Genomic DNA, 14,829 nt, shown 5'->3' with positions numbered 1-14,829 from the left:
ACTCCTCGGAGGATGCTCTCGCCTTTCGACGGTAGTTCCGTGCGCGGTGCCGCGAACCATCCTTGGCGGGTGATTCGCCCGTATCCCGTCGGCGTCTGCGCACCGCCGCGCTGCGTACGATCGTGGCGATGACGACCGCAACCGTTTCGGCGCCGCGCCAACTGTCGCGGCTCCCATGGGCCACTGCGATGGGGGTGTTCGTCGTGGTCCGCGCGATCGGTATCGCCGTCCTCGCGCTGCTCGCGGCCAGGCGCGACGTGTCGTTCGGGACGCTCTTCACCAAGTGGGACGGCCAATGGATGGTCGCCATCGCACAGTACGGCTACCGCGACGTGCCCGCGACGCTGACCGACGCGCACGGCATCCACACCGCGGATACCGGCTACGCCTTCTTCCCCGGCTATCCACTGCTCGTCGGCGTGCTCGCCGATGCGCCCGGCGTCAGCGTCACGACCGCCGCCCTGACCCTGAACGTGCTGTTCGGCCTCATCGCCGCGGTCGGAGTGGCGCGTTTGGGCGCCCTCTGTGCCGACCGGATGACGCCGGAGAACGATCCCGGCCGCGCCGGCCTGTACCTGGTGGTGCTGTTCGCGGCGACCCCGATGTCGGTGGTGCTGAACATGGCGTACACCGAGGCGCTGTTCTGTGCGCTGGCCGCCTGGGCGCTGGTGTTCGTGCTGGAACGCAGCTGGCTCGCCGCCGGTGCGGCGGCCCTGGCGATCGGACTGGTCCGCCCGACCGGGGTGGCGGTGATCGCCGTGGTGATGGTGGCCGCCGTGGTCGCCCGGCGCGACGGCCCGCGGGCCTGGGCCGCGGTGGTCCTCGCGCCGCTCGGCTACCTCGGGTATCTCGGCTATGTGGCCGCGCGCACCGGCTCTCTCGACGGCTGGTTCACCATTCAGACGCAGGGCTGGGACACCCGGATGGACCTCGGCGCCGCGGCGACCGAGTTCATCGCCGACTCGCTCACGGTCTCGCAAGACTTCGCCGCCATCGCCACCGCCCTGATCATGCTCGGGGTGCTCTGCCTGCTCATGTGGTCGGTCGCGGCCCGCCTCCCCTGGCCGGTCCTCGCGTACGGCGCGCTGGTCACGGCGTCGATCCTGCTGTCGAGCGGTCTGATGATGAGCCGCGCCCGGCTCCTCCTGCCGGCCTTCGTACTGCTGATCCCCCTGGCCGTGCTGCTGTCGCGGCAACGCCGCACCACCGCCGCCGCGGTCTTGGCCCCGATCGTCCTGCTGAGCGCGTGGTTCGGTGCGTACATGCTGACGGTCTTCCAGTACGCGATCTGACCGCGAGAGGCCACGACGGGAGAGGGGCCGAAATCTGTCGCGGACTCGCCGACGGATCCGGCAAGATCCGCGACACTTTTTCGCCGCCGACAGGATCCGCGACAGATCGCTCAGCGGGGATCGGGAGCGGCCGCCGCGAAACCGTCACAGAGCCGCGCAACGCCGGCGTCGAGCACGGCGCGCTGATCCACCAGCCGGGACACCGCCTCACCGCCCGCCACCCGCGACAGCAGCGGCAGACCGGCGAGGCGGGCGTCGGTCGGTGACGCCGACAGCACCTCGGCGAGGCCGCCGCTCCCCTCGGCGGGGGCCGGCGAGCGCAGCAGCTGGTCGCTGACCGAGATCAGCGCCGCACCGTCGACGTGGTTCCACAGGGTGAGCGCCATCTCGACGGCGGTCGCGTCGTCGACGCCGAGTTCGGCGAAGCCCTCGGCCAGCCACTCCAGGCCCGCGAGGCAGTCGGGCGTGAGGCCGTAGCGCGGCACCGCGTAGGTCAGCAGTACCCACGGGTGCCGCTGGTAGAGGCGCCAGTCGACGTCGACGGCGATCGCCACCCGCTCGCGCCACGTCCACGGCCCCGGCTCGCCCACCGGGTACGGGAAGCGTCGTCCCACCTCCGCGGACATGGCCGACAGCAGCGCATCCTTGTCGGCGACGTGCCGGTACAGGCTCATCGCGCCGACGCCGAGCCGGTCGGCGATCCGCCGCATCGAGACGGCGTCGAGGCCGTCGCGGTCGGCGATGTCGATCGCGGCGTCGACGATCTGCTCGATCGTCAGCTTGGCCGGCGGCACGCGGCACCTCCCTTTCCACGGTCCCGAAGGATCATCTTGCGTACAGCGTACTCACGGGAGTAGCGTACACCGTACGCGCCGCGTCGACCCGACGCGGCGCAGTCACGCCCATTCCCCCGAAACGACGACCCCCGGAAACCATGAGCCTCACCACCGAACACCAGACCCCCGGAGCCGACGACCAGATGACGCCGCAACCACTCACCGCCGACGAGAGCCCGAGCGCTCTCGGGCGCCGTCGTGCCTGGTTCGGCCTGGTCGTCCTGATGCTGCCGGTGATCCTGGTGTCGATGGACTTCTCGGTCCTCTACCTGGCGATGCCGACCATCGCGCAAGCGCTGCACCCGTCGGCCACGCAAGAGCTGTGGATCCTCGACGTCTACGGCTTCCTGATCGCCGGCCTGCTGATGACCATGGGCAACCTCGGCGACCGGATCGGCCGCCGCCGCATCCTGCTGATCGGCGCGGCGGTCTTCGGCATCGCCTCGGTGGCCGCGGCCTTCGCCCCGAACGCGGCGTTCCTCATCGGCGCCCGCGCCCTGATGGGCATCGGCGGCGCCACCCTGATGCCGGCCAGCCTCTCGCTGATCGCCAACATGTTCCCGCACCCCGCCGACCGCGCTCGCGCCATCGGCATCTGGACCGCGGCCTTCGCCGGCGGCGCGGCCATCGGCCCGGTGATCGGCGGCTTCCTGCTGCACCACTACTGGTGGGGCGTGGTCTTCCTGATCAACGTTCCGGTGATCGCGGCGCTCTTCGTGTTCGCACCGTTCCTGCTGCCCGAGTACCGCGCACGCTCCACCCACCCCTTCGACATCCTTGGCGTGGTGCTGTCGCTGCTCGGCATCCTCCCTATCGTCTACGCCGTGAAAGACGCGGCTGCGGAAGGCATCTCGATCCGCAGCGTGGTGATCGGCCTCTTCGGCGCGACGATGATCTGGCTCTTCCTCCGGCACCAGAAGCGCACTCCGGCGCCCCTGGTGAACCTGCGGCTGTTCTCCAGCGCCGCCTTCAGCGCCTGCATCGCGGTCGCACTCTTCGGCATGATGGCCCAGGGCGGCATGGCCTACCTGACCAACGTCTACCTGCAATCGGTACAGGAGTACGACGTCCTCGCCGCCGCGCTCGCCGGCATTCCGATGGCGATCACCATCGCCGTGTTCTCGGTCGCCGCCGCGCGCGTCGCCCGATTCATGGGCGTCCGGCGAGCCCTCACCCTCTCCCTGCTGCTGGCCGCGGCCGGCAACCTCGGCGTCCTCAGCCTCGGCGTGCACAGCCCACTCTGGATCTTCCTGGTGCTCACCGCGATCAGCGGTATCGGCTACGGCATCCAGTTCGCGCTGGTGTCCGACGTCGTCGTCGGTTCGGCGCCGCCGGAGCAGTCCGGCGCCGCGTCGGGCGTCTCGGAGACCAGTTTCGAGCTCGGCACCGCCCTGGGGCTCGCGCTCTTCGGCTCGCTCGCCACCGCGGTCTTCCTCGGCCATAGCGACGGCCGGTTCGCCGACTCGCTCGGCGAGACGCTCGACCACGTCGGCACCGACAGCCCGGTGGCGCTGGCCGCCAAGCAGGCCTTCGTCGACGGCATGCACGCCGCCGCACTCGCCGGCGGCATCGCCCTGCTGGTGCTGTCCGTCGTCGTCGCCTACGTGATGCGCGGGAAGGACGCCGTGCGGTAGACCGGACTCAGCCGCCGAGGCCCGGGATCCGGCGGCCGCGGTCGACGTGGAAGTCGTAGGCGGACTCCGCGTGCAAGCTGTCGTCGAGGCCTTCCGCCTCGTGGTGGGCGTGCGCGCGCAGGCCGATCAACCGGTTGAGCACGAATCCGACGATGACCGTCACGGTCATCGCGTACAGCAGCACGGTCAGCACCGCGACCACCTGCCGCCACAGCTGGTCGAAGCCACCGCCGTACAGCAGGCCGTCGACGCCGGTGGGGGTCGACCTGCTAGCCACCAGGCCGATCATCAGGGTGCCGACCACGCCGGACACCAGGTGAACACCCACCACGTCGAGCGAGTCGTCGTACCGCCAGCGGTACTTGAGCTCGATGGCGAACGAACTCGCCACACCGGCCGCGGCGCCGACCGCCATCGCACCGATCGGCGTGACCGACCCACAGGCCGGGGTGATCGCGACCAGACCGGCGACCACACCCGATGCCGCACCGAACGACGTCGGCTTGCCGTGCCGCACCCGCTCGACGACCAGCCACGCCACCATGGCCACCGCGCCCGAACCGAGCGTGTTGGCGGCGATCAGCGCCGCGGAGCCGTTCGCGGCCAGCGTCGACCCGGCGTTGAAGCCGAACCACCCGAACCAGAGCAGTCCGGCCCCGAGCATCACGAACGGCAGATTGTGCGGACGCATCGGATCGCTGGGCCAGCCGACGCGTCGGCCGAGCAGCAGTGCCATCACCAAAGCCGAAGCGCCGGAGTTGATTTCGACCGCCGTGCCACCGGCGAAGTCGATGGCGTGCAGTTTGGAGACGATCCAGCCGCCGTGCGCCGCGCCGGTCAGTCCGGGCGCCGCGAAGACCCAGTGCGCCACCGGGATGTAGACCAGCGTGATCCACAGTGCGGAGAACGTCAGCCACGCCCCGAATCGCATGCGGTCGGCCACGGCGCCCGCGATGAGCGCGACGGTGACCATCGCGAAACCGGCCTCGAAAGCGACGAACAGCATCGCTGGAATGTGCTGGACCAGCGGCATCTTGCCGGTGTCCGAGCCGTCCGGGGCGAAACCGCCGAACAGATGCTGTAACCCCGCGAACGCCGTCGGGTCGCCGATCAGACCCGCCTTGTCCGGCCCGAACGCCGCCGAGTAGCCGAACAGCAACCAGATCACCCAGACCACCGGGATCGCCGCCAGGCACATCATCATCATGTTCAGCACGCTCTTGCTGCGCACCATGCCGCCGTAGAAGAGGGCCAGGCCGGGCGTCATCAACAGCACCAGCGCGAAGGCCGCCAGCAGCCATGCCGTGTCGGCGCCGTTCGGCGTTCCGAGGACCGGATTCACGGGTGGGACCTCTCTTCCGAGAAACTGACTCCGGGAGTGTATCGACCCCTCTACCTGGTCCTTTGCAGTGATCTCCGACGTTGCCCGATACGGGCGTTTCGCGCCGGGGCCGACGCGGATGCCGCGCCGTAGGGTGGTCGTCATGCATCCCTTGATCGCCGGCCGCTGGAGCGCGCGCGGCTACGACACCTCCGCCACCATCGACGACGCCGAACTGACCTCGATCCTGGACGCCGGCCGCTGGGCGCCGACCTGGGGCCGGATCCAGCCGGTGCGCCTGGTGGTCGGCCGCCGCGGCGACGACACCTTCGCCGCGCTGACCGCGACACTCAACCGCGGCAATGCGAGCTGGGCGCCGGCGTCGGCCGCCTTCATCCTGGTGTGCACCACCGACGAGCCCGACGACCCGGCCAAGCACGAGTACGGCGCGGTCGACGCCGGTCTCGCCCTGGGCCAGATGATCATCCAGGCGGTGTCGCTCGGCTACAACGCGCACCCGATGGCCGGATTCAGCAAGGCCGCCGCGATCGAGGCCTTCGGCATCCCGAAGGGAGTCCGGCCGATGGTGCTGCTCGCGATCGGACGACTGGCCGACGACCCGGACACGCTCACGCCGGAGATCCGGGAGCGCGACGCCTGGCCGCGAGAGCGCCTGCCGCTCAAAGAGATCGCTTTCTCCGGACATTGGGGCACGCCGTTCGCGTGAGCGGCGCATCGTCGCCGATACTGGATACGGACAGGCCCCCGAGACGTCTTCTCTCGGGGGCCTGTCTCCCTGCGCCGGCACACGCCGGCGACCGCGTCTTCGCGCTCAAGGCGCCGCGGAACTCACTGATGCCAGAGGATGTCCTGGCCGAAGACCGAGTTCACGCCGACCGCGATCGTGTTCCAGACCGGGATCCAGACTTCCTGAAACGCCCCGGTACCGGCCAGAGCGTGGCCGAGATCGCCGATGATCGGGATCGAACCCCAATCGATGCTGCCCATATTGAACTCCTCCTGTGCGGATGAACGGTCGACTGCCTGACACATTGCTCAGGCATTGCCGTCAGATTAGCTTAGGCTAAGCTAATCACACAGTGAAGTGTGTCTCGCTTACGGGATCCGCGGCGGCGACGCCGATGCAGACAGGCCCCCGAGACGTCTTCCCTCGGGGGCCTGCCTTCGCATGCCGGTGTGTGCCGGCAGGTGTGGGCGAAGTCCGTGGCGCTTCTCCCCAGCCGCTTCCCCGCACGCCGTTGGACGGGGCCTCCCCACTGTAATTAGGTAAGCCTTAGTTTGTCCAGTCCCGAGTGTTTGATCGGTGTCGACGGGATGTCGTATCATGCAGATATGCAGCGCACCCTTCTTCTCGGTTGCCGCGGCGGGGTCTGACACGACCGGCCCTCCGTCGCGGGCCGTTCGACGCGCCGGTCAAACCCCTTCCTTTGATCTAGGAGCTTGACCACCCATGTCCCCCGCAGACGCTTTCACCTCCGGACCCAGCCGTATCGTCGCCCCCAGCGGACCGATTCCGGCCGGCCAGCCGTCGTACAACCCGCAGCGCAACTCCGCGATGCCGGTACACCGCTACCGCAGCTTCGCCGACGAGGTCGAGAAGATCGCCCTGCCCGACCGCACCTGGCCCGACAAGGTGATCGAGCGCGCCCCGCTCTGGTGCGCCGTGGACCTGCGCGACGGCAATCAGGCGCTGATCGACCCGATGAGCCCCGCCCGCAAGCGCCGCATGTTCGACCTGCTGGTCCGCATGGGCTACAAGGAGATCGAGGTCGGTTTCCCATCTGCGAGCCAGACCGATTTCGACTTCATCCGCGAGATCATCGACGACGACGCCATCCCGGCGGACGTCACCATCCAGGTGCTGACCCAGTGCCGCCCGGAGCTGATCGAGCGCACCTACGAGGCGTGCAACGGCGCACCGAACGTGATCGTGCACTTCTACAACTCGACGTCGATCCTGCAGCGGCGCGTCGTCTTCCGCGCCGAGAAGTCGGCGATCACCAAGATCGCCACCGACGCCGCAACGCTGTGCCTGGCGACCGAGAAGAAGTACCCCGACACCAACTGGCGCTACGAGTACTCCCCGGAGAGCTACACCGGCACCGAGCTGACCTACGCCAAGGAGGTCTGCGACGCCGTCTCCGAGATCATCGCGCCGACCCCCGACAAGCCGCTGATCATCAACCTGCCGGCGACGGTCGAGATGACCACCCCCAACGTGTACGCCGACTCGATCGAGTGGATGAGCCGTAACCTGGCCCGCCGCGAGTCGATCATCCTCAGCCTGCACCCGCACAACGATCGTGGCGAGGGCGTCGCGGCCGCCGAACTGGGCTACCTGGCCGGCGCCGACCGCATCGAGGGCTGCCTGTTCGGCAACGGTGAGCGCACCGGCAACGTCGACCTGGTGACCCTGGGCATGAACCTGTTCTCCCGCGGCGTCGACCCGCAGATCAACTTCTCCGACATCGACGAGATCCGCCGCACGGTGGAGTACTGCAACCAGCTGAACGTCCCCGAGCGCCACCCGTACGGCGGCGACCTGGTGTTCACCGCCTTCTCCGGCAGTCACCAGGACGCGATCAACAAGGGCCTGGACCAGATGAAGTACGACGCCGACGCGCAGGACAAGGACGTCGAGGACATCATCTGGGCCGTCCCCTACCTGCCGATCGACCCCAAGGACGTCGGCCGCAACTACGAGGCCGTGATCCGCGTCAACAGCCAGTCCGGCAAGGGCGGCGTCGCGTACATCATGAAGGCCGACCACGGCATGGACCTGCCGCGGCGCCTGCAGATCGAGTTCAGCCGCGAGATCCAGAAGATCACCGACGGCGAGGGCGGCGAGGTCAACCCCAAGGAGATGTGGGACGTCTTCGCGCAGGAGTACCTGGAGCCGATTACCCCGCTGGAGCGGATGCGCCAGAAGGTCGACGCGGCCGAAGAAGACGGCGGCGAGGACTCGATCACCGCGATCGTTAAGGTCGACGGCGTCGAGCGCGAGATCGCCGGCAGCGGCAACGGCCCGCTGGCCGCCTTCGTCGACGCGCTGGGCACCGTCGGGTTCGACGTCCGCGTGCTCGACTACTCCGAGCACGCGCTGACCGCCGGCGGCGACGCCAACGCGGCCTGCTATGTGGAGACCGAGATCAACGGTGAGACCGTCTGGGGAGTCGGCGTCGCGTCATCGATCACCACCGCGAGCCTGCGGGCAGTCGTCTCGGCGGTGAACCGGGCGCATCGCGTCGCCGGTGAGCACGAGGCGGAGGAAGCGGCCGAGGGCGCGCGGACCTGGGCGCCGTAGGCTTCCATCCCTCCCACGACCCGCCGCCCCTCGCTCCGGGGGCGGCGGTCGCGTATCCACGGCGAGATCTCCGAGATGCGCGCGCACGGGCCCCTGGTGACGATGTCCGCCGGTAGCCTGATCGGCATGCGCAGCCTGCTCGATCCGCGACCGATGGAACATCGCACGCCACGGACAGTGGACGACTGGGACGCGATCCGTGCGTGGACAGACGTGAAGTACATGCACTTCGCCGTCCGTCCCGTCGGGCGCGCGACATCCCCGGCGTCGTCGATGTACTCGATCTCGATCGGGGGCATCATCTTGACCCACTTCAGCTACGGCGTCCACGTGAAGCTCGACGATTTCGACTCCGAGTCGGGAAACGTGCTGGCACTCACCACCGTGCGGGGACGGACCCGGCACGGCGTGCCGCGCAATGCGGCCGAGTTGTCCGGCGACCAGACCTTCGTGGTCGACTGCGGTCACACCCCGTACCGGCTCGACGCCGACCAGGATCACCTGCAATTGAATCTCACCGTGCCCGACCGACTACTCACCGACCTGGCACTGCGCTGGTACGGCGATGTCCCGAGTGCCCGGCTGTGGTCCACTCCGTGCGTGATCGGCGGCCCGAGCAGCCCGTGGCTCGCGCTCCTCGATTTCGCGACCCGAACGGCCGCGGCGGCGCCCGACGATGTGGCGCACGGGCGCGTGGGACGTCAGCTGGAGGAGATGCTGGCGGCGCAGTTGCTCACCGAGTGGGCCCGCCATGCCGGCGTGGATCTGACCACGACCAGCGCGGTGCCCGCCCCCGGCTATGTTCGGACCGCGGTGCACTACATCGATGAGCACGCCCGGGACCTGCCGACGATCGCCGAGATCGCTCAAGTAGCCGGGGTCAGCGTCCGCGCCCTGAGCGGGGCTTTCGCAAAGTATCTCGATACCTCGCCACGCCGCTATCTGGTGGAGCGCCGACTCCAGGGGGTGCGCCGCGAGCTGACATCGGGGACACAGTCGGTCGCGGCCGCGGCACACGCGTGGGGATACGTGAACATGGGCAGCTTCGCAGGGGCATATCGTCGGCGATTCGGCGAGCTGCCCTCCCAGACGCTGAGACGCGCAACACGAAACTGAATGCCGATGAGCGGTATCTCCTGCCGATTGCGAACATCCCGAACCTGGCGAGTGCGCCACGCTCATGATGTGCTCGACAGCGGGCACCGCACCGGAGATTCACCACAACCCGGCGTGCCCCTCGACGAAAGTTCCCCATGCCCAATCTAAACGACACCCTCGATACGATCCTGGATCGGTCCGTCACCGCCGCCGACCCCGCGGCGCGCGTGCCCGGCGTGGTCGCAACGGTCACTCGCGCTGACGGCACCCTCTACGAGGGCGCGGCCGGTGCGCGTTCGGTGGACGGCGAGGTACCGATGACCACCGACTCGGTCTTCTGCATGTTCTCCACGACGAAGGCGATCACCGCGACCGCGGCACTGCAGTGTACGGAGGAAGGCCTGCTCGATCTGGATGCGCCGGCCGCCGAATACGTGCCGGAGATCGCCGAGCTCCAGGTGATCGAGGGCTTCGACGACGAAGGCGGCCAACGACTGCGTGCGCCGCTGCGTCCCATCACCACTCGCATGCTGCTGCTGCATACCGCGGGTCTGGGATACATGTTCTTCTCCGACGTCTACTCGCGGCTGACGGCCACCACCGGCGAGCCGGACATCATCGCAGCCACCAAGAAGTCTCTGATGACACCGCTACTCTTCGACCCGGGGACTCGCTGGAACTACGGCACCAACATGGATTGGGCGGGTCAGGTGGTCGAAGCCGTTCGCGGTGCACGACTCGGCGAGGTGATGTCCGAGCGTATCTTCGCTCCGCTGGGTATGACCGACACCGCATTCACCATGAGTCCCGGCATGGCGAGCCGTCGCACCGAAGTGCATCAGCGTCTCGACGACGGCAGCCTCGCTCCGACCGGCATGGTGTTGCCGCAGGACCCGGAGGTGCACATGGGTGGCCATGGCCTGTACTCGACCATGCCCGACTACACCAGGTTTCTGCGCATGTGGTTGCGGGACGGCGAGGGGGAACACGGTCAAGTGTTGCGGCCGGAGACGGTGGCGGCCGCGTCGACCAACGGTCTCGGCGAACTCAAGATCGGCATGCTCAAGACATCCGCCCCCGCTCTGTCGCACGACGCCGAGTTCTTCCCCGGGCAGAGCAAATCGTGGGCGTACTCGTTCATGGTGAACGATGAGAAGGCCCCGACCGGTCGAGCGGCCGGTTCGCTGGCCTGGGCCGGACTGGCCAACCTCTACTACTGGATCGACCGCGAGTCGGACGTAGCCGGAATCTGGGGCACACAGATCCTTCCGTTCGCCGATCCGGGCTCTGTCGGCGGCTATCTCGACTTCGAGACGGCTGTCTACCAGCAACTTCCGTGAGCCGTCCGCGGGTCGCGGTATCGCGGGCGACCGCGGTGACCGCGACCCGTCGGGGCCGGTGAGCGATATTCACGACGTCGGCCGCAACTACGAGGCCGTGATCCGCGTCAACAGCCAGTCCGGCAAGGGCGGCGTCGCGTACATCATGAAGGCCGACCACGGCATGGACCTGCCGCGGCGCCTGCAGATCGAGTTCAGCCGCGAGATCCAGAAGATCACCGACGGCGAGGGCGGCGAGGTCAACCCCAAGGAGATGTGGGACGTCTTCGCGCAGGAGTACCTGGAGCCGATTACCCCGCTGGAGCGGATGCGCCAGAAGGTCGACGCGGCCGAAGAAGACGGCGGCGAGGACTCGATCACCGCGATCGTTAAGGTCGACGGCGTCGAGCGCGAGATCGCCGGCAGCGGCAACGGCCCGCTGGCCGCCTTCGTCGACGCGCTGGGCACCGTCGGGTTCGACGTCCGCGTGCTCGACTACTCCGAGCACGCGCTGACCGCCGGCGGCGACGCCAACGCGGCCTGCTATGTGGAGACCGAGATCAACGGTGAGACCGTCTGGGGAGTCGGCGTCGCGTCATCGATCACCACCGCGAGCCTGCGGGCAGTCGTCTCGGCGGTGAACCGGGCGCATCGCGTCGCCGGTGAGCACGAGGCGGAGGAAGCGGCCGAGGGCGCGCGGACCTGGGCGCCGTAGGCCCCACTCAGGCGCAACACTGATCGAGCTTTCGAGAACTCCGCCCACCTGATGGTCCGGATTCTCAGAAGTGAATCATCCGACGAGTTGTTCCAAAGTAAAGACAACGAGGTACGCCACCCGACTTCCGGTGGCGTACCTCGTCGTTGCCGGACGCCAGGAACACGTCGGGCCAGACCTATCCGAGGCTTCCCGACGGATTGATCTCTTCGCCCTGATACCAGGTGTTGTTCTTTGCATCCAGAGAGAGGCTGATTACGGCCAATCCGTCGCCACCGCATTGAACCAGCGCGGTGGCGGGTTTGACGGCTCTTCAACTCTGAGAGTGCGTAGGTGGGATCTGGGCTGACCGGGCGTGGGCACAAGATGTAGGCGGGTCCTGGGTGTGAAGATGGAAGTTCCTACACACCCATTTTCACGCCACAGGACCCATGAGCGAGCTTACTGCCGATGTTGCTGACACGATCTGCCGAACCGTCGAGCTGGGGGTGACGATCACCGGCGCCGCTGTCGATGCCCGCGGCCGCACGCACTTGTGGTGCCGGGTGCTGCAGGCCGATCGGCATTGTCCGGGCTGTCAGATCGCCGGCGACCTGCGTGATCACGCCGACCGCGTGCTCACTGATGTGCCGATCAGCGGCCATCCTGTTGTTCTGCATGTCGCGGTGCCCCGGTTCGTGTGCCGTACCAGCGACTGCCCACGAACGATCTTCCGCGGCGGGATCGATCATGTCGCCGCGCCCCGGGCCGTGGTCACCGCCCGGACCACACGCTGGATCCTGCAACGCATCGCGATCGACAAGATGAGCGTGAAAGCGGTGGCCACAGCGCTGGGCCTGGCGTGGAAGACAGTCAACGCGATCGCCGTGAGTGCGGCCCGGGCCCTGGTCTACGACGGCGGCCACCTCGACGGTGTACGGCACCTGGGCGTCGATGAGCACAAGTGGAAACACGTTCGCGGACAAGGAGACCCGAGCTTCGTGACCGTTCTGATCGACTTGACGCCCGTGGTCGAGGGCACCGGCCCGGCTCGGCTGCTGGACATGATCGGCGGCCGGTCAGCGCAGGTCCTCAAAGACTGGATGAACACTCGTGACCAGCGATTCCGCGACCGGATCACAGTCGTGGCCATGGACGGATTCACCGGCTACAAGACCGCCACCAGCCAGGAACTCCCCGCCGCCCGGGTCGTGATGGACCCGTTCCACGTCGTCGCGCTGGCCGGAAACAAGCTCGATCTGTGCCGCCAACGCGTTCAGCAGCAGACATGCGGGCACCGCGGACGCGCCGGTGACCCGTTGTACACGATCCGCCGGATCCTGCACACCCGTACCGGGTTGCTCACCGCCAAGCAGAAGATCCGGTTGTACGAGTCGCTGACCAGCCATGACGCGCACGTCGCGGTCGAGATCACCTACCAGGTGTATCAGCAGCTGATCGCCGCCTACCAGCACCCGCAGCGCCGCGAGGGCAAGAAACTGATGTGGAAGGTCCTCAAACGCATCCAGACCGGACTCCCCGCCGGGCTAGCCGAACTCGCCCAACTCGGGCGAAGTCTCTGGAAACGCCGCGCCGACATCCTGGCCTACTTCGATACCGGAGTCTCCAACGGACCCGTCGAAGCCATCAACGGCCGCCTCGAACACCTCCGCGGAATCGCCCAGGGCTTCCGCAACCTCGACCACTACATCTTGCGATCCCTCCTGCACTCCGGTCAGCTCGCCGAACACATCAACGCACTCTGAAAGGCGAAGAGCCGGTTTGGCTCTTCAACTCTGAGAGTGCGTAGGTGGGATCTGGGCTGACCGGGCGTGGGCACAAGATGTAGGCGGGTCCTGGGTGTGAAGATGGAAGTTCCTACACACCCATTTTCACGCCACAGGACCCATGAGCGAGCTTACTGCCGATGTTGCTGACACGATCTGCCGAACCGTCGAGCTGGGGGTGACGATCACCGGCGCCGCTGTCGATGCCCGCGGCCGCACGCACTTGTGGTGCCGGGTGCTGCAGGCCGATCGGCATTGTCCGGGCTGTCAGATCGCCGGCGACCTGCGTGATCACGCCGACCGCGTGCTCACTGATGTGCCGATCAGCGGCCATCCTGTTGTTCTGCATGTCGCGGTGCCCCGGTTCGTGTGCCGTACCAGCGACTGCCCACGAACGATCTTCCGCGGCGGGATCGATCATGTCGCCGCGCCCCGGGCCGTGGTCACCGCCCGGACCACACGCTGGATCCTGCAACGCATCGCGATCGACAAGATGAGCGTGAAAGCGGTGGCCACAGCGCTGGGCCTGGCGTGGAAGACAGTCAACGCGATCGCCGTGAGTGCGGCCCGGGCCCTGGTCTACGACGGCGGCCACCTCGACGGTGTACGGCACCTGGGCGTCGATGAGCACAAGTGGAAACACGTTCGCGGACAAGGAGACCCGAGCTTCGTGACCGTTCTGATCGACTTGACGCCCGTGGTCGAGGGCACCGGCCCGGCTCGGCTGCTGGACATGATCGGCGGCCGGTCAGCGCAGGTCCTCAAAGACTGGATGAACACTCGTGACCAGCGATTCCGCGACCGGATCACAGTCGTGGCCATGGACGGATTCACCGGCTACAAGACCGCCACCAGCCAGGAACTCCCCGCCGCCCGGGTCGTGATGGACCCGTTCCACGTCGTCGCGCTGGCCGGAAACAAGCTCGATCTGTGCCGCCAACGCGTTCAGCAGCAGACATGCGGGCACCGCGGACGCGCCGGTGACCCGTTGTACACGATCCGCCGGATCCTGCACACCCGTACCGGGTTGCTCACCGCCAAGCAGAAGATCCGGTTGTACGAGTCGCTGACCAGCCATGACGCGCACGTCGCGGTCGAGATCACCTACCAGGTGTATCAGCAGCTGATCGCCGCCTACCAGCACCCGCAGCGCCGCGAGGGCAAGAAACTGATGTGGAAGGTCCTCAAACGCATCCAGACCGGACTCCCCGCCGGGCTAGCCGAACTCGCCCAACTCGGGCGAAGTCTCTGGAAACGCCGCGCCGACATCCTGGCCTACTTCGATACCGGAGTCTCCAACGGACCCGTCGAAGCCATCAACGGCCGCCTCGAACACCTCCGCGGAATCGCCCAGGGCTTCCGCAACCTCGACCACTACATCTTGCGATCCCTCCTGCACTCCGGTCAGCTCGCCGAACACATCAACGCACTCTGAAAGGCGAAGAGCCGACATAGTTGAGCTCCTTGCTCGTTGGGATCAACGCGTCAACGCTGATCGGATGGTCGGCCACGAGGCCTTGAGT

General features: G+C 67.6%; 11 protein-coding genes and 1 pseudogene. 9 read left to right on the top strand and 3 right to left on the bottom strand.

The features are described 5' to 3' along the window. Window positions 1-128: 128 nt before the first annotated feature. Window positions 129-1,292 carry a putative hexosyltransferase gene (locus MYK68_RS01590; RefSeq protein ID WP_247865915.1) on the top strand — a complete coding sequence of 388 codons (1,164 nt, stop codon included), beginning with the start codon at window positions 129-131 and terminating at the stop codon, window positions 1,290-1,292. A 110-nt stretch (window positions 1,293-1,402) separates the two neighbouring features. On the opposite strand, the gene MYK68_RS01585 is transcribed toward MYK68_RS01590, so the two are convergent. After that, window positions 1,403-2,086, bottom strand: a complete 684-nt coding sequence (locus MYK68_RS01585) for a TetR/AcrR family transcriptional regulator (protein WP_247865914.1) — start codon at window positions 2,084-2,086, stop codon at window positions 1,403-1,405. 185 nt (window positions 2,087-2,271) lie between these two features. Between MYK68_RS01585 and MYK68_RS01580 the strand changes: the two genes are divergently transcribed. Then, window positions 2,272-3,762: an MFS transporter gene (locus MYK68_RS01580; protein WP_247867888.1), complete on the top strand. Its 1,491-nt coding sequence runs from the start codon at window positions 2,272-2,274 to the stop codon at window positions 3,760-3,762. Window positions 3,763-3,769: 7 nt separating this feature from the next. On the opposite strand, the gene MYK68_RS01575 is transcribed toward MYK68_RS01580, so the two are convergent. Beyond that, entirely contained in the window at window positions 3,770-5,104 is a 1,335-nt protein-coding gene (locus MYK68_RS01575; protein WP_247865912.1) for an ammonium transporter, read from the bottom strand. Window positions 5,105-5,246: 142 nt separating this feature from the next. Here MYK68_RS01575 and MYK68_RS01570 point away from each other — a divergent pair, with 142 nt between their 5' ends. Then, window positions 5,247-5,810 carry a nitroreductase family protein gene (locus tag MYK68_RS01570; protein WP_247865910.1) on the top strand — a complete coding sequence of 188 codons (564 nt, stop codon included), beginning with the start codon at window positions 5,247-5,249 and terminating at the stop codon, window positions 5,808-5,810. Window positions 5,811-5,932: 122 nt separating this feature from the next. Here MYK68_RS01570 and MYK68_RS01565 read toward each other — a convergent pair whose 3' ends face one another. Further along, window positions 5,933-6,091, bottom strand: coding sequence for a hypothetical protein (locus MYK68_RS01565; RefSeq protein WP_247865909.1), 159 nt, complete (start codon window positions 6,089-6,091; stop codon window positions 5,933-5,935). A gap of 463 nt (window positions 6,092-6,554) precedes the next feature. Between MYK68_RS01565 and leuA the strand changes: the two genes are divergently transcribed. The 6 genes and pseudogenes from leuA (at window position 6,555) to MYK68_RS01535 (ending at window position 14,741) form a co-directional block, all read left to right on the top strand. Next, window positions 6,555-8,408, top strand: coding sequence for a 2-isopropylmalate synthase (gene leuA, locus MYK68_RS01560; protein WP_247865907.1), 1,854 nt, complete (start codon window positions 6,555-6,557; stop codon window positions 8,406-8,408). A gap of 102 nt (window positions 8,409-8,510) precedes the next feature. Next, window positions 8,511-9,524: an AraC family transcriptional regulator gene (locus MYK68_RS01555; RefSeq protein ID WP_502798293.1), complete on the top strand. Its 1,014-nt coding sequence runs from the start codon at window positions 8,511-8,513 to the stop codon at window positions 9,522-9,524. Window positions 9,525-9,661: 137 nt separating this feature from the next. After that, complete coding sequence (gene acmB, locus MYK68_RS01550; protein WP_247865905.1) at window positions 9,662-10,846, top strand: methyl acetate hydrolase AcmB; 1,185 nt, start codon at window positions 9,662-9,664, stop codon at window positions 10,844-10,846. Window positions 10,847-10,910: 64 nt separating this feature from the next. Beyond that, a pseudogene (locus MYK68_RS01545) lies at window positions 10,911-11,540 on the top strand (alpha-isopropylmalate synthase regulatory domain-containing protein); the annotation flags it as partial. A 431-nt stretch (window positions 11,541-11,971) separates the two neighbouring features. Beyond that, window positions 11,972-13,285 (top strand): ISL3 family transposase, encoded by a 1,314-nt coding sequence (locus MYK68_RS01540; protein WP_247864711.1) that lies wholly within the window; start codon window positions 11,972-11,974, stop codon window positions 13,283-13,285. 142 nt (window positions 13,286-13,427) lie between these two features. Continuing rightward, entirely contained in the window at window positions 13,428-14,741 is a 1,314-nt protein-coding gene (locus MYK68_RS01535; RefSeq protein WP_247864711.1) for an ISL3 family transposase, read from the top strand. Window positions 14,742-14,829 lie beyond the last annotated feature (88 nt).

The sequence above is a fragment of the Gordonia sp. PP30 genome (assembly GCF_023100845.1).
Classification (GTDB): domain Bacteria; phylum Actinomycetota; class Actinomycetes; order Mycobacteriales; family Mycobacteriaceae; genus Gordonia.
Note: the sequence above shows the minus strand (reverse complement) of the source record. Positions and strands in the feature narration are given on the sequence as shown.